This window comes from Serpentinicella sp. ANB-PHB4 (assembly GCF_031432315.1).
In the GTDB taxonomy this organism is placed as follows: domain Bacteria; phylum Bacillota; class Clostridia; order Peptostreptococcales; family Natronincolaceae; genus Serpentinicella.
In genome coordinates this window covers 54675-75846 of the sequence record NZ_JAVKGO010000010.1, presented here as the reverse complement: position 1 = coordinate 75846, position 21172 = coordinate 54675, and the positions used below count along the sequence as shown (strand labels likewise).

Here is a 21172-nt window from a genome sequence, read left to right as displayed (position 1 = left end):
TTCTGGGTTGTCATCTCTTGGATGACTTTTATTTCTTGCTGGCTTTCTATACTGTTTAGTTTTCAAAGACCTTTTTTTCTCGTCGCTTATTGGCGACTTATCTAATATATCATTTTTCACTGGCTTTGTCAACATCTTTTTTTAAATGTTTTTTAAAAGCTTTTTTCTCGCTGTCGCCTGTCGTAATTTGTCGTTATCGGCGACTTATCTAATATAACATTTTCATATCATCTTGTCAACACTTTTTTCTCTTTTTGTTAACTGTTATATTTCTATAACATGTTTCTTGGACCCCGTCGTGTTGGCGACTTAAATAATTTATCATATTCATGTCTATTTGTCAATACATATTTTAAGTAATTTAAATATGATTTTTAAGATACAAAATATATAATGTACATATTAGTTTATTTTTATTCACATTTTTTTACTACATACTACAAATTTTCAAACCACAGCGTTTATGCTCTGTGGTTTAATAAAGTTAATACATCATACGACTTCTTTCATGCCATTTATCATTGCTTTTATATTCATTTGAAATGCTTTCACATCTTCTTTAATCACCTGTCCGCAATCAATATACTTAATACCCAATGCCTTTATTAAAGCGCTTAGTATAACTATATTTTTTTCTTTCTTATCCCTGAGTTTTTTCTATTATAATTACTTGCCCTTTATACTAAATAAGCTTTAAAATTTTCGCATAAACATTCTTTTTCTCCTACTACTAGTACTTAAAGTATTAAATAGGTATCCTCTATAGATCATTAACAGCGAGAACCAAATCTGCCCAACTATATAAATAACAATATTATATGGAGATGAAAGTAACCCCGTCACAGAAATATAATAGTTAAAAATGCCTGTCAGTAGTTCCCCTGTTAAAAAATACAATACTCCAATTAAAATTAAATTTGGTATAAACCATTCAATTACATTATCTTTAATAAATTCTACAGCATATACAATCGTTTCCCATGGATTGTAATATTTTTGATAGATTACCTCAGGTATCACGTTAAATAGAATAAAAATACCTAATGTTAAAATTAAATTCAAAATAACTGGGGGTAATAAACCTCTTAGTATTGGTATAATAAAATAGCTCATCCCCAAAGATGCAACATATGCAAAAAATAATAGCCCCCATACCTTTCTTAAGTAAGCTGTAAAACCTTCTTTAAAATCTTGATAATCAAACTTTCCCCGTTTCACAATGTTGCTTAAAAGATATAGGTAGTTTGAAATCAAAGCACTTGTTCCAATGATCATTAACAAACCACCTAATATGCCGAAGTATGGAACTAACATATATAAAAGTATCGTAGCAAATGTATAAAATAACCCAGTAAATACAATCGGCCAGCTTTTGATAAGCCCTTTCCACGTTTTTCTTAATACATCTGTGTTTGTATAATATATATCTTTTAAAATTTGCATCATATCCCACCTCTTAATCTTTTTGTTCAAATAATTATGTTTAGTAAGTTTGAATGATTGACTTATACATTGAATCTAAAACCTTACACAAGTCAACAAACTTCGTAATTTATTTAACTTCATTTAATTATGTGTTTTTCTCACATAAAAAGGTCATAGGAAATACTATAATATTTTGCATTCTCTAAAGCACGTTTAGATACATTGTAGTCAAATAAGATAACAGTTTTTTCTTCATTAATATCCATAAATTTATCTGGTTTTTCAATAAGCTGTTCAATGTTTATAATAAAACTTTCAAAGTGTACTCTTTTAATTATATTTTTTGGTGCTACATCTATATACTTAGGTAAATATTGAAAGATATTATTACTGTCTTTTAGAAACTGATGACAATTATTTTTAAAGTCACTCTCAATTTTCCTATTAAATAAGCTTGGTAAATTTGGATTTCTATTATTTTTTATATAGTCAAACTTTAAGCATTCTAATATAAGCTGATTTTTGGGAAATTCTTTTTGTTGATAGAAATTAAATAAGATTTCATAATACTTGTTTTTGCTATGGGAAATATGGTTTAAACCTTCTTTTTCCCAAAATGTGTATAGCTCTTCGAAAAACCTAAAAGGACTTGAGTAAAAATTTTGCAATATCACTGATATGGTCGTTTTAAAATTACCTGAGTTATAATAAATATCGACCATCTCTTCAATGCCTTTTAACTTAATCAGTTCACCATAGGTTAATACATTTGTTTCCAAAACTTCATAAGGCGATTTCTCATGGTATACATACCCATGTTTTTGAGCTTCATTCCTTAGGCCTGACCCTTTTAATAATTTTAAAAATCCTACTTGTAGTTTATCAGGGTATAGAGAAATAACATCATCAAATGACTGTCTAAAACTAAAATAATCTTCTTCAGGCAATCCTACTATCAGATCTAGATGTTGATGTATGTTTTTAAATTTTTTAATACATTCTACATTGGACTTTAACTTTTCAAAATTCATATTTCGTTTAATGATGCTAAGGGTTTTTATATTAGTAGTTTGCACGCCAATCTCAAACTGTATAAGCCCATGAGGAGCATTTTCTAATACATCTAAAAGTTCTTGATCAAGAATGTCTGCAGATATTTCGAAATGAAAATTGGTTACTCCATTGTCATTCTCTTTTATATAGTTTAATATTTCTAAAGCGTGTTTTTTATTTGCATTAAAAGTACGATCTATAAACTTTATCTGCTTAACTTCTTGTTCTAAAAAATATTTAAGTTCTTTTTTAATTCTTTCTATTGGTAAAAACCTTACACCGGTAGTTGAAGAGGAAAGACAGTATTGGCAATTATAAGGACATCCCCTAGAGCTTTCATAATAAATAATTTTATCATCTGGTAGTTGCTCTAAATCATATGGGAACTCCAAATCGCCCATGTCAACTGAATCACATAAACTTTCACTAGTATATACTTCACCTTTTATTCTGTAGGCAATATTAGATATATTTGTAAAGTCTTCGTCATTAGACAAACATTCTATTAGTTCACTAAAAGCCTTTTCTCCTTCACCTATAACTACCATATCAATGTCATCATTGCGTATCATAAGTTCACGGGTATTGAACGATACTTCTGGTCCACCTAGAATCACTCTAACTTCCGGCCTTATTTTTTTAATTTCTTTCGTTATTTCTAACACAAGATCAATATTCCATATGTAGCAGGAAAAACAAAGTATATGTGGAGCTTCTTTATATATCTCTGTCAGAATATATTCTTTACTATTATTTATAGTAAATTCTTTTAACGTCAAATTGTATTGTGATTCTGATTTCGTAATGTACTTTTGTAGATAGCGTATTGCTAGGTTAGTATGAATAAATTTTGCATTTATAGCCGTAAGTAATATTTTCATTTCAAAACCTCTTTCTATTATATATGTCATTTTTTCTAATTATCCCAGTTTTAACATCAGTAATTATTACCGGCATCACTGTCTTAGTGTATAATGAATACATTTATGTTATACTAATATAGTCTTAATTTCAACTTTTCAATTTCATTTCAAGCCTCAAGTGAAGTGAAAGAAATGCTATAAGAGATCGGCTAAACTTAGAAAGGTGGTTCTTATGTTTGCCCATACTCATAGAATTATTTCACAGCATATAAACAATAACATAAAGTCACATCTTGGAATCGAATTAAATATAAACAGTCTTGTTTATGGGAGTATTGAACCTGATATAAAGCCTAGTCTTGCAAAACTAGCACATTTTAAACCTGATACTTTTGACCAGATCTGTGAAGAGATTGATCATCTAAGTCAATACAGACTCACAACAAATGAAGCATTTATTAAGTTTTTATCAAGAAAAATAGGTATCACTACTCATTTTATCTCTGACTATTTTTGTGTCCCACATAACGATCGTCAAAAATATAAACATAATTTTTTGGCCCATGTAAAATACGAACAACAATTGCATAGACTTTTTAAAAAGTTTGATAAAAGTATACATTTAGATTCATTTATAGAAGTCTGTCAGTCACCAGATTTTGCAATCAAAAATTATTTAGAAGATTTTCATAAGGAGTATACTAATAGAGGAGAAAGTCTTGAAAATGATCTGCAAAGCGCAATTACGGCGTCATCAGCTGTAGCCATATTTATTATAACAAATGAGTCCTTATTAGATTGAATATATACTGTTTAAAATTATAAGTTTATCGTTTATTTTTGTAGAATAGTGAAGGTTTTTCTCCATTCTTGTAGAACTATTATAGGTATAGTACTAGGAAAGGGGATATGAAATGGAACACTTTTCAAAAATTTCTATTGAAGAAATATCAAAACATGATATGTTAATGATTATAAAAGCATTAGAATATACTGGGGATCAAACAAAAATCTCGTCATTCAATGAGCTAAAGGACTCTATTGTAAAAGAGCTTAGTAGCTTATGTAACCTATCCGAAGAACAATTCATCAACTATTTACAACAAGACTAACTATTTTTGCCTTACTCCTTTAAATAAAAAGATAACCATTCAACTAACACGAGAGAATGGTTATCTTTTTTTACATTTCTTCTGGAGCTTTAATCCCTAATAAATCTAAAGCATTTTTTATAACTAACTTTGATGATTCAACTATAGCTAACCTAGCTTTCTTTAATTCTTGATCTTCTACATTTATATGATGTTGATTGTAAAATCTATTGAATGCTTGTGCTAGATCAACTACATACCGTGTAATTAATGATGGCTCATTTTTACGTTGAGCGTCTAATATTACCTGTGGGAATTGTTGTATTAGTCTAACTACATCAACAGTTATGTCATCCGTTAATAAATCATAATTTACATCCGCATCAACATTTTGATTTGACTTCTTTAATACACTACAAGCGCGTGCATGCGTGTATTGAACATATGGTCCTGTTTCCCCCTCAAAACTAAAAGCAGTATCCCAAGAGAAAGAAATATCTTTAATCCTATTATTGCTTAGATCATTAAATATAACCGCGCCTACCCCAACATCTTTAGCTACTTGTTCTTTATTGTTTAAGTTAGGATTTTTCTCTTCGACAATTTCTTTTACACGTTCAATGGCACCAGTAAGCACATCCTCTAGAAGAACCACAGTTCCTTTTCTAGTTTGAATTCTTTTGCCCTCATGGGTTACCCTTCCAAAAGGTACATGAACCAAATCATTTGCCCAAGTATATCCCATCAACTCTATAACTTTAAACCATTGAGAAAAATGTAAGTTCTGAGAATAATCAGTAACATATATACATTTCTCAAAGTCGTAATTATTCTTTCTATATAAAGCAGCAGCTATATCTCTAGTAGCATATAAAGTACTTCCGTCCTTTTTTTGCACTAGACATGGCGGCATATTATATTCATCCAAATCTACTAAAGTAGCGCCTTCACTTTCTTTTAAAAGGCTTTTACCTTTTAATTCGTTTATTACACTGTCTATTTTGTCATTGTAAAAACTTTCACCAGTGAAATAATCAAAGCTTACACCAAGAATTTCATAGATTTTCTTTAATTCTTTTAGTGTCTCTGTACTAAACCATTTCCAAAGAGATAAGGCCTCTTCATCTCCTGCTTCCATTTTTACAAACCATTCTCTAGCTTCATCTTCCAGTGATGGTTTATTAACCGCTTCATCATGGAATTTGACATAAAGATTTAATAATGTATTAATAGGATCCTTTTCTATTTCTTCTTTTACACCCCAGTTTTTGTACGCAACAATGACTTTTCCAAACTGGGTTCCCCAGTCACCTAAATGATTAATTCCTATACAGTTATAGCCCAGATAATTATGGATTCTATATAGTGCATTCCCTATTACTGTTGAACGTAAATGTCCCACATGAAATGGCTTAGCAATATTAGGTGCTGAAAAGTCTATACAAATTGTCTTTCCATCCCCTATATTTTGTGCTCCATACTTAGAACGGCTTTTCAATACCTCTTGAACTATATCTTGGACAAAATATTTTCTATCTAAAAAAAAGTTCAAGTAAGGTCCAGTATTTTTAACACGTTCTACATAATTTGGTATATCTATCTTGTTAACTAATTCCTCAGCAATGATTTGAGGAGACTTTTTTAATGTTTTAGCAAGTTTAAAACATGGAAAAGCAAAGTCTCCCATTTCAGTGTTTGGTGGAATTTCTAAAAGGTCTTGGATCTCTTTTAGCTCCAACTGAGGTATGTATTGTTGTATTAATTCGCTAAGTTTCATTTTATAGTTAATCATTAAACTTCCTCCTGTGCATAATTGGAAAACTTTTATCTGAAAAAGTCAATATCCATTTGTAATATATCATAAATTATTGCAATATTCAATGAAGTTGCAGATTCAGTTTTTTGTAGTTAATTTCATTATAAATATTAATTTTATGCTGTTTTAATAAAGCAGTTGTTACTCCATCACCTTTTTTAAGTTTACTGCTAAAACTACCATTGTAAATTTCTCCAATGCCACAGGATGGGCTTCTAGCCTTTAAAATAGCAAGTTTTGCATTGACTTCTTTGGCTATATAAAGTGTTTCACTTGCTCCTTTTATAAAGGCTTTGGTTACATCATCACCGTCATTCGTTATTACTTTTGCCTTACCTTCTAAAACACACTTTCCCTCTCCCCCTTGTATTTCAGCTGGCTTCCTAGGGGTTGTTAGTCCTCCAAGTTGTTCTGGACATACGGGAATTAAGACATTGTATTGCAAACCGGAAATTACTCTATGAAGATTATTCCCTCCATTATATTTACAGTTAACGCCCATTAAGCAGGCACTTACCAAAATGGCCATAACAACAAACTCCTTATATTAGGGTATTATAATTTAGGCACTAATTAAAATAAATACGAATCCCATATTTAAAATTTAAGGTTTATCATTTAATCTCTACAACAGTAACACCATGACCACCTTCACCATACTTACCTTCTCTATAAGCTTTGATATGTTTATGACTTTTTAACATTTGTTTAATGCCAGCTTTTAATATACCTGTACCTACCCCGTGAATAATAGTAACTTCATTTAATCCAGCTATATAAACATCGTCTAAATATTTGTCAACCTCTAATAATGCCTCTTCTAAATCTTTACCTCTAACATCAACCTCAGATTTAATTTGATTCTTAGTTCTAAGAATTTTACCTACACCAGTCTTTTTTATATCTTTTTCGCTATTATCTCTTTGAAGATCTGAAATAGGAATATTCATTTTCATAATACCAACTTGTACTAGCACTTCGTTGTTTTTATTAGCTGGATCAATTACATACCCTGTTTGATTTAGCGATAGTATTTTTACTGTTTCACCGGACTTTAGTTTTTTAGGAACTTTTGTATTTGGTGTATTGAAAATTTGTTCACTATGTTCGTGCTCTTTTAATTTTTTATTTAATTTGGATTTAGCGGTTTCTAATTGTCTATTAAATTCCTTTTCTTCATAATCTAATTTAAGGTTTCTCAAATTAGATATTATTTGCTCGGCTTCTTGTTTTGCTTCTTTTATTAGCTTATATGCTTCTTGTTTGGCATCACGAACTATTTTATCTTTTGTTTTTTCTAACTTATCTTTTTGTGCTAGATATTTTTCATACTGTTGCTCGGCTTCAAGTTTTAACCTATTGCTTTCAAGTCTTTCTTGTTCACTAATTTGTTTATTTCTTTCTATACTTTGTAAAAGTTCTTCAAATTGTATGCTTTCTGATGTTAAAAGCCTTCTAGCACTATCTATTAATTCTATGGACAACCCAAGTTTTTGTGATATTTCAAAAGCATTAGATTTTCCCGGTACTCCAATTAACAATTTATACGTTGGTTCAAGCGTCTTTACATCAAACTCAACAGATGCATTTTCTACGCCCTCATGTGTTAGTGCATATTGCTTAAGCTCACTATAATGTGTTGTTGCCACTACGGTTATATTTTTATCTTTTAAATAATTTAATATTGCCATTGCAAGAGCTGCTCCCTCTGTAGGGTCTGTTCCAGCTCCTAACTCATCAAATAGCACTAGAGAATCATCCGTAACGTTTTCTATAATACTTACAATATTAGTCATATGAGATGAAAAGGTGCTCAAGCTTTGTTCGATACTTTGCTCATCACCTATGTCTGCAAATACATGATCAAAAACTGAAAGCTTTGTTCCATAATCCGCTGGTATATGTAGACCACTTTGAGCCATCAGTGTTAACAGGCCTAAAGTTTTCAAGGTTACTGTTTTACCTCCAGTATTTGGCCCTGTAATTACTAATGTTGTAAAATCCTTACCTAACCAAATGTTAGTTGGTACAACATCCTTTTGATCAATTAAAGGATGTCTCCCATTTTTTATGTGAATTTTTTTTGTATTATTTACAACAGGTTCTACTGCCTTCATTTTTAATGATAATTTACCTTTTGCAAAAATAAAATCTATCTTCTGTAAAATACTTTGGTTAGATTTAATCAAAACTCCTTTTTCTGCAATGATTGATGCGATTTCTTTTAGAATTCTTTCTATTTCAATTCTTTCTTGTATTAGAAGTTCTTTTAATTGGTTGTTTAGTTCAACTACTGCCAAAGGTTCAATAAACAAAGTAGCCCCACTTGATGATTGATCATGTACAAGCCCAGGTATATTGCCTCTATATTCCTGCTTAACTGGTACAACATATCTGTCTTGTCGAATCGTTATAATTGTATCTTGTAAATATTTTTGATTCGTAGTCGAGTTAATAACACTATTTAATTTGTTTTTCACTAACTCATTTTTGTTTTGAATAGCTTTCCTGATACGCTTTAGCTCCACGCTTGCACGATCAGATAATTCCTGATCGTTAAGCACAGATCTATCTATAATATCCTCAATTTCTTTAAATATGTTTAATTGTTCAATCAAACCCGCAATATACGGACATTGTTCTTTATCACTTTCTTTTAGAAAGCTCTTAAGTTTCCTTGCTACAGCAATGGTTTGCTTTATATAGAGCAGTTGACCGGGGTTTAAAAAGGAGCCTATTTCCGTTGTTCTAATCAAATGTTGAACATCATATATCCCAGAAAGTGGTATACTTCCCCGTTGAATCAATAAACTTTGGGCTTCTGTTGTTTCTTGCTGCAACCCTTTTACTGCTTCTAATTCTAACTTTGGTCTTAACTGTTGTGCATATTCTTTTCCTAGTGGTGAAGTGCATTCTTCAATCAATTTGTTTATTATCTTAAAATATTCTAAAACCTTTAAACTCTTATCATTCAATGCCATCACCTCTTTTTGTAAATATCTTTATTTATTTTCTATTACTTCTTTGTCGTGCAGTTTTATTTAACACTTTTTTTCTAAGACGTATATTCTCTGGAGTTACTTCTACTAATTCATCATCTGTAATAAACTCTAAGGATTGTTCTAGAGAAAATTTAATTGGTGGTACTAATTTTAATGCATCATCTGCACCAGAAGATCTTACATTTGTCATTTGTTTTTTCTTGCAAACATTAACAACAATATCTTCTAGTCTTGAACTTTCACCAACAACCATTCCTTCGTAAACTTCTGTTCCTGGTTCAATAAATATTTTCCCTCTTTCTTGAGCACCAAAAATTCCATAGGCTACCGCAGTTCCATTTTCATGGGCAATCAAAGATCCTCTATTTCTAGATTTTATCTCTCCTTTATATGGCTCATAACCATCAAAAATATGGTGCATTACACCGTAGCCTTTTGTATCTGTTAGAAATTCAGATCTATACCCTATAATTCCTCTCGCAGGAATTTTAAATTCAAGTTTCATCATATCTGTACCCATCGGCTCCATGTTTAACATTTCACCTTTTCGTTGGCTTATCTTTTCAATTACTGAACTAACACTTACTTCTGGCACCTCAATATATAACTTTTCTACTGGTTCAAGTAAGCCATCCTCTGTTTTTTTGATAATAACTTCAGGTCGTGATACAGAAAATTCATAGCCTTCTCTTCTCATGGTTTCTATCAGAATAGATATGTGTAATTCTCCTCTACCTAAAACCTTGAAGCAATCGCTAGATACTTCTTGCATTCTCATGGCAACATTTGATAACAGCTCTCTTTCTAACCTGTCTTTTAAATGTCTACTTGTTACATACTTACCCTCTTTACCAGCAAATGGACTATCATTAACCATAATATTCATAGATATTGTAGGCTCATCTATTTCGATTGACTCTAATGGTTCTACTTTATCTGTCGAACAAATTGTGTCACCAATATTAAGGTTTTCTATACCTGATATGGCAACTATATCTCCTACAGTTGCTTCTTCAGCATCTACTCTAATTAAGCCTTTATAAGTATATAAATTTGCTATTTTTACTTGGGTTGTTTTTTTATCTATCTCTATACGAGCAGCACTTTGTCCTTTTTTTATGCGCCCTCTTACAACACGTCCAATTCCAATACGTCCGGTGTACTTATCGTAATCAATAGATGAGATTAATAATTGAAGTCCATCTTGATCATCCCCTGTTGGACCAGAAATATTTGTTACAATACTTTCAAATAGTGGCTCCATATTTTTATTTTCATCCTCTAGAGATGATTTTGCATAACCATCTCGTGCTGAAGCATATAATACAGGAAATTCTAATTGATCATCATCAGCGTCTAAAGAAATAAATAAATCTAATACTTCGTCTACTACTTCTTCAACTCTCGAATCTGGGCGATCTATTTTATTTACTACCACAACAGGCTGCAATCCTTCATGAAGGGCTTTTTTCAGAACAAATCGAGTTTGTGGCATAGGGCCTTCCGCAGCATCAACAAGTAATAAAACCCCGTCTACCATTTTCATAATTCGTTCTACTTCTCCACCAAAATCCGCATGGCCTGGTGTATCAATTATATTGATCTTAACATCATTATATTGTACAGATGTATTTTTAGCTAAGATAGTTATACCTCTTTCTCTTTCTAAAGAGTTAGAATCCATAACTCTTTCTTCTACTAGCTCATTTTCTCTAAATACACCACTTTGTCTTAGTAATTGATCTACTAAGGTTGTTTTCCCATGGTCTACGTGGGCAATTATTGCGATATTTCTTATATCATTTCTTTTAATCATGTTATTTCATCTTCTTTCTACAATTTAATTGTTGTTTATTTTTATTATTTACAGATATTAAGTTGGTTATTTATAATCTGCGAAAAACCTATTTAACTCATACGTATAGCACACTCAAAGAGTTTATCATAAATAGTACACAACTGCAATCTGATCTTTACAGGGTTCCTCTTTTAAACACTTGTACAAAAGCTAAAAACGAGATTCTTTAGCAAACTAGTAGACAGTCATCTATAAGTTGCAAAAAATCTCGTATTTTAGGTTTTATAAAGATTTTCATCATAGTGTTTCAACTATTTCATGACAACTCATTTTCTTTTCATGTAATAAGGAAACATCCACTTTATTCATTACTGCTTTTTTAAGCTTAACAGCTTTTGTCGTATCCCCTATTAAAATACCACCAACTATTTTGAAATTATTTAAAAATAACTTATAATAGTTACCTTTATTTTCACTAACTAAACTTACTTCAAATTCATTTATGTTCCCGATGGAAAATACTTTTATGTCTCCTAAAGTTAATAACGTAGAAGGTTGACTTATAGAATACGCTAAATTTGCCCCAGTCATATTTGCACCAGCAATTTTACCTTGTTCCTGGGCTAAAGGCCACAACCCTAAGTTCATTCCATGAACTTCCGCAATATCTCCAGCTGCGTAGATCTCTTTGTTGCTTGTTTTTAAGTATCTATCCACTTTAATTCCTTTGTTACAGCTTATATTACAACTTTTTGCTAACTCTATGTTTGGTTTAACACCTGCGGATATTAGTACTGCACCTGTTTCTAATTTTCTTCCATCTTCGAATAACAACCCTGTCACTTTATGATTACCCAATACCTCTTTTGTTTCAGCATTGTAGTAAAAATTTATTCCTCTATCTTGGAGCATTTCTCCAACCACTTTTGCAAACTGTTCATCTAGTTGTCTTGGTAATAAAAAAGGTCCTTGTTGTACCACATTTACTTCTTTTCCTAATTCCTTAATAGCCCAAGCTGCTTCTAGACCCAGTAGTCCGCCTCCTATAACGGTTATATTATCACAATTTACAAAATAACTTTGAATCTGTGATAAATCGGAAATTGTTCTTAAAGAAAATACCCCTGTCTTATCTCTACCCTCAATAGGAGGTATAAAAGCTTTCGCTCCAGTAGCCAGTAATAATTTTTCATATCGAACTTTCTTACCCTTTATTACAATGTATTTTTGTTCAATATTTAATTCAGCAACCTTTTCATTTAAAACAACTTTTATCCTCTTCTCTTCATACCATTGGTCTTTATACATTAGTAAACCTTTTACATCAAAAGATTTACTAATGTTATGGGATAACTTAACACGAAAATAGGTTAAATAATTTTCATTAGTCACCATTAATATTTTTGATTCTTCATCCCTTTTTCGTATTTCTTGAGCCGCTGTAAGACCGGCGATTCCATTTCCTACAATCACATATTTATAGTTATTATCCATACATATCTCCTAATATTGTCTTCGTTTAAAACAAACCCGAAATTACACCCTTCTCATTGATATCTATCTTTTCTGCAGCTGGCTCCTTTGGTAATCCTGGCATTGTCATTATATCCCCTGTTATTGCAACAATAAATCCAGCACCAGCAGACACTCTAATCTGTCTAACGGTAATATCAAACCCTTCTGGTCGGCCTAGTAATGACGGATTATCACTTAATGACGATTGTGTCTTTGCCATACAAATAGGTAAGTGGCCTAAACCTAGTTTATTTATCTTTTCAATATCAGCTTTGGCTGCAGCAGTAAAAGCCGCATCATCTGCACCATATATTTTTCTTGCAATCATTTTAATCTTATCTTCTATTGATGCGTTTACATCATAAGCAAATTCCATTTCACTGTCATTTGATTCTATCAATTCTAATACTTCTTTGGCAACTGCTTCTCCACCTTCTCCACCTTTAGCCCATACCTCAGATAATGCTACTTTTACACCTAGCTCAGCACACATTGCTTTTACTAATTGTATTTCAGCTTCACTATCAAAAGGAAATTTATTTATTGCTACAACAGCAGGTAACTTAAATACTTTTGTAATGTTTTCTACATGTTTTAACAGGTTTGGCATTCCATTACGTAGTGCTTCTAAATTTTCATTATTTAGGTCTTCTTTACTAACTCCACCGTTGTATTTTAGCGCTCTTACTGTGGCTACAATTATTACAGCATCGGGTTTTAAACCAGTCATTCTACACTTAATATCAATAAACTTCTCTGCTCCTAAATCTGCACCAAATCCTGCCTCAGTTACTACATAATCTGCAAAATTCATTGCCATTTTTGTAGCTGTTACAGAGTTACACCCATGTGCGATATTTGCAAATGGTCCTCCATGAACAAATGTAGGTGTTCCTTCTAATGTCTGTACTAAATTTGGTTTAAGGGCATCTTTAAGTAACGCTGTCATAGCACCGTTAGCTTTTAATTCTTTTGCCGTAACTGGCTCATCATTATATGTATATCCTATAATAATATTTCCTAATTTTTCTTTTAAATCTAGTATATCTTTTGCTAAACATAAAACAGCCATCACTTCTGAAGCAACAGTTATATCAAAACCATCCTCACGGGGAACACCGTTTTTTGCGCCTCCCAGTCCAACAACGATATCTCTTAACTGTCGGTCGTTCATGTCAACGGCTCTTTTCCAAGTAAGTCTTCGCGGATCAATATTTAAATCGTTTCCTTGATGAATATGATTATCAATCATTGCAGCAAGAAGATTATTTGCTGCGCCTATGGCATGAAAATCTCCAGTAAAGTGTAGATTTATATCTTCCATAGGAACAACTTGGGCATATCCCCCACCTGTTGCTCCGCCTTTAACACCGAAAACAGGTCCCAATGATGGTTCACGGAGTGCTACTGCTGTCTTTTTACCTAGCCTCGATAATGCATCTGATACACCAATGGTTGTCGTTGTTTTTCCTTCACCAGCAGGTGTAGGATTTACAGCAGTTGTCAAAATAAGTTTCGCTTTTTTACCTTCTTTTTTCTTTTTGTTTAAAATGTTATAATCCACTTTTGCTTTATATTTACCATAAAGCTCAATATCCTCTTCCGACAAATCAATTTTTTTAGCAATTTCTCTAATGTCCTTTAGTGAAGATTCTTGTGCAATTTCAATATCTGATTTAAACATTTGTTTATTTCCCCCTTATTTTATCTTGGCTGTATAAATTAATCCATCAACTAAATACCTTTGTATTCAGTTGATGGTTAGTTGCTTAGTATTTAATTAAATACGTCTACAAGTTGACTAAATACACTTTCTTGTTGTTTAATTTTATTTTCATTTCCTAAAGCACAAAAATTGTTTTGCTTCATTGCAGCTTTTACAAGCTCGGATAGTTCTTGAATATCTTTTTCATTTGTATTTAAAATCTCTGTTCTTTCTTTTTTAAGATCATTCTCAGTAATACCACTAATATAATATGCAACAGCTCTTTCGCCCTTTGCTGCTGGAGATAGAGGTGCATCTATTTTACTAATTGTACCTATTATATACTTCGTCATTTCTCTTTCGTCAGCTTTAAAGTGCTTAATATATTCCCAAGCGTTATCGTATACACTTAATGTTTTATCTAAATTAGGATCTCGGTATGATGTAAAATACATATTACCGTTTCTAGAGAAACCGGCCATAGCTCCATATGCTCCACCAGACACTCTAACTTTTTTCCATAAATAATCTAAACTAATAATTGTTTTTAATACCTGTAAATATCCTGTGTATTCAAACCCTAGTTTTCTGAAGTTATATGCTTTAGCAACATACTGAATTTTACTTGATGTTAGCATACCTTCATTCTTAGCTTGTTTTTCAAATTGATAGTTTTGATTATCAATTTTACTTGTATTGAGTACATCCGTTATATTATTTATGTTTTCTTTAAACGCAATGTAATCCTTTTCTGCTGTTGTCACATTAAATATTAGATTTTGTTTATTAAAAATAAGTTTAGTTAGTTCATCAAAGTTTTCTTTTAATTCATTAACTCTCTGATCAAAATTCTCGTCTAAATCTGCAATAAACTCATAGAAACTAATTCCTGTTGACATTTCTTGAATCATACCTGTTGAAGAGAAATATGAGGTTGCTCTTTTAGCAGCAACAATATGTCCTTCGTTTAAAATAACTGATTCTAAACGTGACTTTACTTCCTGAATGATTTCTTTCAGTCTTTTCTCTTCGTCAAACTTTGTTTTAGAAATTACTTCACTAATTAGTTTTGTTAGTTCAGGTAATTTTCTCACTAATGAGGCAGACTTTAAAGTTATCATAGGATAATACGCTTCATCACTGTTTTTATCTGAATAAACTTCCGTATTAAAGTAAATACCGCCTGTATTAATATTAATCTCATTAGACAATTCTTCGTAACTATAGGTTTCTGTACTCACTTTTCCAAGGATATAGCTCATTAGTCCAACATATGGTATTAGTTTTTGTGGAATTTTTCTAGTATCAAATAGTGCATTTAGGTATACGATCTCGTTGGTGAACGCTGGATGAAATAGTACTTTAACACCTTCCTCTTCTTTTTCAACCAGTTTTAATGTTTCTGGGTCTTTTTCAATATCTTCTAATGAAAGTAGTGGGATAGAAGAAAGTTCTTCAGGTGTATTTGGCACTTCTTGAAATTTATCTAAAGCATTTGTCTGTTTTATCAACTCACCAATTTCTTCTTTTGATAATGAATCTTTAAATTGCTTTAGTTTTTCTTGGACTTCTTCTTCCTTTAGTTTTCCTAATCCCTTTTTAGGCTTAACTACTAAAAGAGAGCTATGGGTATTATTTAATAGATATTTTTTTATTAGGTCTTCAAAATATGGAGCTGTAAATGCTTTTTTAATTTTTTCTAAACTTGTTTCGTAAGTCAAGTGCATAAGCGGATCTGCATCATGTAACCAACTCTCCATGCTTTTCATAGCATAAATAAGTCCTTTTGGATAACGACCGTAGTCGGCTTCTCGTAGTCTAAACTCATAAGAATTAATGGATGCCTCAATCAATTTTTTGTCTATTCCGTTTTCAACTAAACTGGTTAACGTTTTGTGAATGGTACTTTTAAATTTGTCTTTATCTGTTTCATTAGCATTTTTAGAAACAACACTTAAAACCGGTTGTAAGACTGTATAATCAAAGGATCCAAATACGTCTTTTCCTATGCCCGCTTCTAGAAGGGCTTTTTTCAATGGTGCTGCTGGTGATCCTAACAATATATTGTTTAGAATGTCAAAAGCTAAGTGTAGCTCAGGGTCTGTTGCTTTACCAACTGCAAAATTTAAGCTTAAGAGGGTTTTATCTGCTTCTTTTTCCTTTTCTGAAATAGGATATTCTACAGCTAATTCTGTAGGCGCATCAAAGCTCTTTTGAAGAGGTATGTCTGTATTCACACTCATTTTTTCAAAATCTTTTAGATAATTTTGATCTATAAATTCTAGATGCTCTAAAATATTTCCATCACCATATAAATGAATGTAACTATTGACTGGGTGATAATATTCTTTATGATACTGTATAAATTGATCATAAGTTAAATCTGGTATTACCTCTGGATCGCCACCAGAATCAAATCTATAAGGTGTGTCTGGGAATAGTGTTTCTTGAATTTTTCTAAACATTACTTGATCTGGTGAAGAGAAGGCTCCTTTCATTTCATTGTAAACAACGCCTTTGTAATTAATCTCTTCTTCTTGGCTCCTTATTTCATGATGCCATCCTTCTTGCATTAAAATTTCTTTAGTTTCGTATATATTTGGATGAAAAACTGCATCTAAGTACACATCCATAAGATTAATAAAATCTTTGCTGTTTCTACTGGCAATAGGGTACATCGTTTTATCGGAAAACGTCATTGCATTTAGGAATGTATTTAATGACCCCTTTGCTAACTCTACAAAGGGATCCTTTGTAGGAAACTTACGTGAACCGCATAACACTGAATGTTCTAATATATGCGGTAGTCCCGTACTATCTGTTGGTGGCGTTCTAAAAGTTATAGAAAAAACTTTATTGTCATCATCATTATGTATGTATAGTAATCTAGCTCCACTTTTTATATGTGAAAAAAGATAACTCTTACCCTTTAGTTCCTTTACCTCTTTTGATTCTTGTAGCTCAAAATTACTATATATTTTTCCAACTTCAAATTGCATTATATTCTCCTTTCCCTGATACAAAATCATTTTAGAATTAGTTTCTCCCAAAGGAGTAAATCAATTCAATTTATTAAGAATTATATGATTATTAATCTTAGTATAGAAAAAACAAGTGTCTTTTTAATTTATACACTTGCTTTTTTATATACAATTATAATTGTTTCGACAAAAAATACCAAAATCCTTCTTCATTATTATTTGAATTTATTTAAATCTTACAGCTGTACCATAGGCTAATATTTCTGCAGCTCCACTCATAACAGCACTAGAGGTATATCTTATATTTACAATTGCTTCTGCACCTAATGCTTCTGCTTCTTCAATCATTCTTTTGGTTGCAATTTCCCTTGCTTGATTCATCATATCCGAATAAGCTTTTAACTCTCCACCTATTATCGTTTTTAAACCACTGGCAATATCTTTGCCAACATTTTTTGATTGGACAATAGAACCTTTAACTAGCCCTAGTGTTTCAATTTCCTTTCCTGTTACATAATCTGTATTTACTAAAATCATTTTAACTACCTCCTCTATTTTATTATTTAAAATTGCACATATTAATTTACTAGTTATATATAAAATTACTTCTATGTTAATAAACTTGTTTTTTAATACAAAATATGGTATTAATTATTTATATAAAAATATCTATTCAATTTCAAACTAGGAGTGATTTTATATGTTTAATTGGCGTGATGAATTTAGTTGCAAAATTTCAAATTTTGATAATCAACATAAAAAACTTTTTGAATTAGGTGATCATTTACATGATCTTGTATCTTCCCAATCAGATCAGGATAATTACGACGAAATAATGGATACTTTGTACGAGCTAAAAGAATATACTGTTTATCATTTTAAAGCTGAAGAAGCATTAATGGAGAAACATCGTTACCCTAAATTACTATCCCATAAAATAGAACATGATCTTTTTATTGATGAAGTTAATAAGTTATTTAAAAAAGATGTAGATGATGATCAAGTAAAAGTTTCTATGGATATTCTTCAATTTATAGCAAATTGGATAGAAAACCACATACTCAAATCAGATAGTCTATATGGAGAATTTTTAAACAAACAAGGTGTTTATTGATAGCGAATTATTCGCTATCATTTTTCTACTTCAATATTCAAATTACCAACACCCATCTTAATCTCTATATCCATTTTTTTATCCATCTCTTCATAATTTAATGATTTATATGTATCACCATCTTTTTCCCAACCTAATCTATTTAGGTTAGTATTGTTTAGTGCTCCAGTTGAGCTTATTTTCACACCCAGTTCTTCCGGTACATAAATCTTTATATTAGATGCACCTGCATTTAAAATCATTTCAGAATAGTCGACGTTATTTCCTAAATGAATATCTAAGTTGCCCGCCCCAACATCTAAATTCAGACTTTTTAGGTTGATATCTTTAAAATTTAAGTCTCCAGATACAGCTCCGATAGAGGATTTAATATTCCAATATATATCTTTATCTAAATGAATATCTAACTTTCCACTTTTTCTATTAAAGAAATTGAAAAAGTTTTTTTGATTCTTTCTATTTTGTAGGTTAATAGACTTTTCATTGTCATTTTCAGAAGTTACATAATACTGAAATTCCTCATTTATCCCTACTACTCTTATAAGGTCTTCAGAGGTTTCCATTACATTTAGGTTTGTTCCTCCAACCTTAATATCTAGATTCGCTGATTGGATTTCTTCTTTTTCTATCACCATTTCAGTAGTTGCATCTTCATTAAAGGCATTATAGTTTGTTCCCTCATTAATAAATGAATATCCTACTAATACTAGAAGGAAAAAGATCCACAAGCATGTTCTCAGTTTATAATTCTCTTTAAATATAATATTAACCCCGATGATAATTACAATTAATGGCCATAGTACACTAATATTAAATACGAACGACCAGCTAATAAGCCCAACATTTGCACTTAAAAAAATTAACCCGATTACGATTAATAAAACACCAGTCCACCATGTTTCCTTTTTCACAAGAATTACTCCCTTCCTTTTAGAATTAGCATAACGCCTATAAATACAAGAATTAGTGGCCATAGATGGCTAATATTAATCCAATAGAACGGGAAAATCTTTCTAAACATATAAAGTAAACCAATTAAAATAAAAATACCACCAATTATAAGATTGCTATTTGAATCTCTCCTCTCAGTTCTATCCGTTTCATAGTAGCCTTCCTTATACTCTGCTTCCATTTTATAATTGTTATTTGGATCTTCTGGTATAACAATTAGTGCTATAATATATCCGATCACTCCGGCACCCGTGAGTGAAAATACTACCCAAAATAACCTCACAATAGTTGGGTCTATATCAAAATACTCTGCAATACCACCGCAAACTCCACCAACTTTTTTATTGCGTTTTGATAAATAAAGCTGCTTTGACACAGATCTCATCCTTTCTTAGCAAATATTGATGTTTATAATTTTTACTTAATTATATACCTATTATGCAGTAAATACCACTATTTCATATAATTTACTACAAATTATTAAATAAAAAATCTCTCAACATCCTAATGTTGAGAGATTTTTTTGATTTATCTAAATCGTAATGTTGAATTTCTTCTTCGCCGGTTCCTTTTATTTCTTATAGCTATGAATAGCGCCACTAATAATAGTCCACCCGTTAAATAAAGTAAGTTTCTAATTGAGAATAGTGTAAAAATAAATAATTGTTTCTTTACAGTTCTATCAGCTATTAGGTCAACAACACCCAATGTTTCTCCATCTAAAGTGTAGGTGGCTGTTCCTAAAATATCACCTTTATTTATTGGTGCTGTTAATACACTAATTTCCTCTGTGCTTTCATTACTTATATACCCAGCATCCCATATAATTTCTTCTTTTATATTATCAATGTTTTCATTTTTCATTACTTTTGTTAGATCTTCTTTTGCCTTTACATCTAAATTACCTTCATCTCTAAAAGAGGCATTTGAAATGCTAACATTTTGTATAACCTCATTTTCTTTTGCAATATTGTGAAGCGTATGATCATTAAATCCATGTTCAAATAATATTTTCGAAATTGCCCAACGTTTATTTTCAGGAGCATCAAGTACAACTGCAATTAAGTCCATACCATCCTTTGATGCTGTTGATATAAGACACTCTCCTGCAGGCCCTGTATAACCAGTCTTACCTCCCGTGGCATTTGAATAGTAGTATTGTGAAAAAGATGAACGAAGTAGTAGATTTCTATTATTCCAGTAATAGCTTTGTTGATTTTCTAACTCACCTTCCTCAATATTAATAAACGGTAGACTTTGAATTCTTCTAAAATCTTCATTCTTCATTGCCTCTTGCATAATTAGGGCCAAATCGTATGCTGTAGAATAATGTGCTTCCTCATGGTATCCATGAGGATTAACAAAATTACTATTAACCGCTCCAATTTCTTTTGCTTTTTCATTCATTAGATTCGAAAAAATAGCAACTGCTTCATCATTCCTAATATTTTCGTTACCAGTTACTTTTTTTACTGTGTGATTAGCTACGGTAAAGGCGGTATCATTACCAGAAGGCAGCATTAATGCCTTAATTAAGTTTTTCAGATAAATCTCTTCTCCTGGAACATGTCCAGCTTTACTTGCGTCTAAAGGTACCGTATAAACTTCATTTCCTACTGTTACTATATCATCAATATCGCTATAATCCAATGCAACTAAGGCAGTTAAAACTTTGGTCGTACTTGCGGGATACATTTTATCATATCCATTAACTTCATAAATAACTTCTCCTGTTGATTGCTCCATTAGCAATACAGCCCCAGCATTTGCTTCTTCTAAACCTAAACCGTTAACATGAGCAGGTATGACTAATATCATACATACTAACAAAACACCTGTAATTATACGTTTCATTCTA

The 21172-nt window shown here is 31.3% G+C and carries 16 protein-coding genes; 3 read left to right on the top strand and 13 right to left on the bottom strand.

Annotated features, from left to right (window positions below; all coding sequences use genetic code 11):
• Nucleotides 1-693: 693 nt before the first annotated feature.
• Both RH915_RS08945 and RH915_RS08940 read right to left on the bottom strand, forming a co-directional pair.
• On the bottom strand, nucleotides 694-1446 hold the full coding sequence (locus RH915_RS08945) for a hypothetical protein (RefSeq protein ID WP_310479439.1): 753 nt from the start codon (nucleotides 1444-1446) through the stop codon (nucleotides 694-696).
• Nucleotides 1447-1583: 137 nt separating this feature from the next.
• Nucleotides 1584-3359 carry a B12-binding domain-containing radical SAM protein gene (locus tag RH915_RS08940; RefSeq protein ID WP_310479436.1) on the bottom strand — a complete coding sequence of 592 codons (1776 nt, stop codon included), beginning with the start codon at nucleotides 3357-3359 and terminating at the stop codon, nucleotides 1584-1586.
• A 214-nt stretch (nucleotides 3360-3573) separates the two neighbouring features.
• Here RH915_RS08940 and RH915_RS08935 point away from each other — a divergent pair, with 214 nt between their 5' ends.
• Nucleotides 3574-4143, top strand: coding sequence for a zinc dependent phospholipase C family protein (locus tag RH915_RS08935; RefSeq protein WP_310479433.1), 570 nt, complete (start codon nucleotides 3574-3576; stop codon nucleotides 4141-4143).
• 112 nt (nucleotides 4144-4255) lie between these two features.
• A complete protein-coding gene (locus tag RH915_RS08930) occupies nucleotides 4256-4453 on the top strand; it encodes a hypothetical protein (RefSeq protein ID WP_310479430.1) in 198 nt (65 codons plus the stop codon).
• 70 nt (nucleotides 4454-4523) lie between these two features.
• On the opposite strand, the gene argS is transcribed toward RH915_RS08930, so the two are convergent.
• The 8 genes from argS to RH915_RS08890 all read right to left on the bottom strand — a co-directional run bounded on the left by argS (nucleotide 4524) and on the right by RH915_RS08890 (nucleotide 17786).
• Complete coding sequence (gene argS, locus RH915_RS08925; RefSeq protein ID WP_310479428.1) at nucleotides 4524-6224, bottom strand: arginine--tRNA ligase; 1701 nt, start codon at nucleotides 6222-6224, stop codon at nucleotides 4524-4526.
• 85 nt (nucleotides 6225-6309) lie between these two features.
• Nucleotides 6310-6777, bottom strand: a complete 468-nt coding sequence (locus RH915_RS08920) for a DUF523 domain-containing protein (protein WP_310479424.1) — start codon at nucleotides 6775-6777, stop codon at nucleotides 6310-6312.
• 85 nt (nucleotides 6778-6862) lie between these two features.
• Nucleotides 6863-9223: an endonuclease MutS2 gene (locus RH915_RS08915; RefSeq protein ID WP_310479422.1), complete on the bottom strand. Its 2361-nt coding sequence runs from the start codon at nucleotides 9221-9223 to the stop codon at nucleotides 6863-6865.
• Between the two features lie 31 nt (nucleotides 9224-9254).
• Nucleotides 9255-11066, bottom strand: coding sequence for a translational GTPase TypA (gene typA, locus RH915_RS08910; RefSeq protein ID WP_310479420.1), 1812 nt, complete (start codon nucleotides 11064-11066; stop codon nucleotides 9255-9257).
• Between the two features lie 279 nt (nucleotides 11067-11345).
• Entirely contained in the window at nucleotides 11346-12542 is a 1197-nt protein-coding gene (locus RH915_RS08905; RefSeq protein WP_310479419.1) for an NAD(P)/FAD-dependent oxidoreductase, read from the bottom strand.
• Nucleotides 12543-12567: 25 nt separating this feature from the next.
• Nucleotides 12568-14247 (bottom strand): formate--tetrahydrofolate ligase, encoded by a 1680-nt coding sequence (locus RH915_RS08900; RefSeq protein WP_310479418.1) that lies wholly within the window; start codon nucleotides 14245-14247, stop codon nucleotides 12568-12570.
• Between the two features lie 92 nt (nucleotides 14248-14339).
• Nucleotides 14340-17267, bottom strand: coding sequence for an insulinase family protein (locus tag RH915_RS08895; RefSeq protein ID WP_310479417.1), 2928 nt, complete (start codon nucleotides 17265-17267; stop codon nucleotides 14340-14342).
• 207 nt (nucleotides 17268-17474) lie between these two features.
• Nucleotides 17475-17786 carry a YbjQ family protein gene (locus tag RH915_RS08890; protein ID WP_310479416.1) on the bottom strand — a complete coding sequence of 104 codons (312 nt, stop codon included), beginning with the start codon at nucleotides 17784-17786 and terminating at the stop codon, nucleotides 17475-17477.
• Between the two features lie 163 nt (nucleotides 17787-17949).
• Here RH915_RS08890 and RH915_RS08885 point away from each other — a divergent pair, with 163 nt between their 5' ends.
• Nucleotides 17950-18363 (top strand): bacteriohemerythrin, encoded by a 414-nt coding sequence (locus RH915_RS08885; RefSeq protein ID WP_310479414.1) that lies wholly within the window; start codon nucleotides 17950-17952, stop codon nucleotides 18361-18363.
• 17 nt (nucleotides 18364-18380) lie between these two features.
• Here the strand turns inward: RH915_RS08885 and RH915_RS08880 are convergent, their stop codons facing one another.
• The 3 genes from RH915_RS08880 to RH915_RS08870 form a co-directional block, all read right to left on the bottom strand.
• Nucleotides 18381-19274, bottom strand: coding sequence for a LiaF transmembrane domain-containing protein (locus tag RH915_RS08880; protein ID WP_310479410.1), 894 nt, complete (start codon nucleotides 19272-19274; stop codon nucleotides 18381-18383).
• A gap of 5 nt (nucleotides 19275-19279) precedes the next feature.
• Nucleotides 19280-19690, bottom strand: a complete 411-nt coding sequence (locus tag RH915_RS08875; protein WP_310479408.1) for a PspC domain-containing protein — start codon at nucleotides 19688-19690, stop codon at nucleotides 19280-19282.
• A 152-nt stretch (nucleotides 19691-19842) separates the two neighbouring features.
• Nucleotides 19843-21168, bottom strand: a complete 1326-nt coding sequence (locus tag RH915_RS08870; RefSeq protein ID WP_310479406.1) for a D-alanyl-D-alanine carboxypeptidase family protein — start codon at nucleotides 21166-21168, stop codon at nucleotides 19843-19845.
• Nucleotides 21169-21172 lie beyond the last annotated feature (4 nt).

Bases quoted from the DNA above. Each gene is read 5' to 3' on its own strand.
- RH915_RS08945 (WP_310479439.1), bottom strand. From the start codon at position 1,446: ATGATGCAAATTTTAAAAGATATATATTATACAAACACAGATGTATTA.
- RH915_RS08940 (WP_310479436.1), bottom strand. From the start codon at position 3,359: ATGAAAATATTACTTACGGCTATAAATGCAAAATTTATTCATACTAAC.
- RH915_RS08935 (WP_310479433.1), top strand. From the start codon at position 3,574: ATGTTTGCCCATACTCATAGAATTATTTCACAGCATATAAACAATAAC.
- RH915_RS08930 (WP_310479430.1), top strand. From the start codon at position 4,256: ATGGAACACTTTTCAAAAATTTCTATTGAAGAAATATCAAAACATGAT.
- argS (WP_310479428.1), bottom strand. From the start codon at position 6,224: ATGATTAACTATAAAATGAAACTTAGCGAATTAATACAACAATACATA.
- RH915_RS08920 (WP_310479424.1), bottom strand. From the start codon at position 6,777: ATGGCCATTTTGGTAAGTGCCTGCTTAATGGGCGTTAACTGTAAATAT.
- typA (WP_310479420.1), bottom strand. From the start codon at position 11,066: ATGATTAAAAGAAATGATATAAGAAATATCGCAATAATTGCCCACGTA.
- RH915_RS08905 (WP_310479419.1), bottom strand. From the start codon at position 12,542: ATGGATAATAACTATAAATATGTGATTGTAGGAAATGGAATCGCCGGT.
- RH915_RS08900 (WP_310479418.1), bottom strand. From the start codon at position 14,247: ATGTTTAAATCAGATATTGAAATTGCACAAGAATCTTCACTAAAGGAC.
- RH915_RS08895 (WP_310479417.1), bottom strand. From the start codon at position 17,267: ATGCAATTTGAAGTTGGAAAAATATATAGTAATTTTGAGCTACAAGAA.
- RH915_RS08890 (WP_310479416.1), bottom strand. From the start codon at position 17,786: ATGATTTTAGTAAATACAGATTATGTAACAGGAAAGGAAATTGAAACA.
- RH915_RS08885 (WP_310479414.1), top strand. From the start codon at position 17,950: ATGTTTAATTGGCGTGATGAATTTAGTTGCAAAATTTCAAATTTTGAT.
- RH915_RS08870 (WP_310479406.1), bottom strand. From the start codon at position 21,168: ATGAAACGTATAATTACAGGTGTTTTGTTAGTATGTATGATATTAGTC.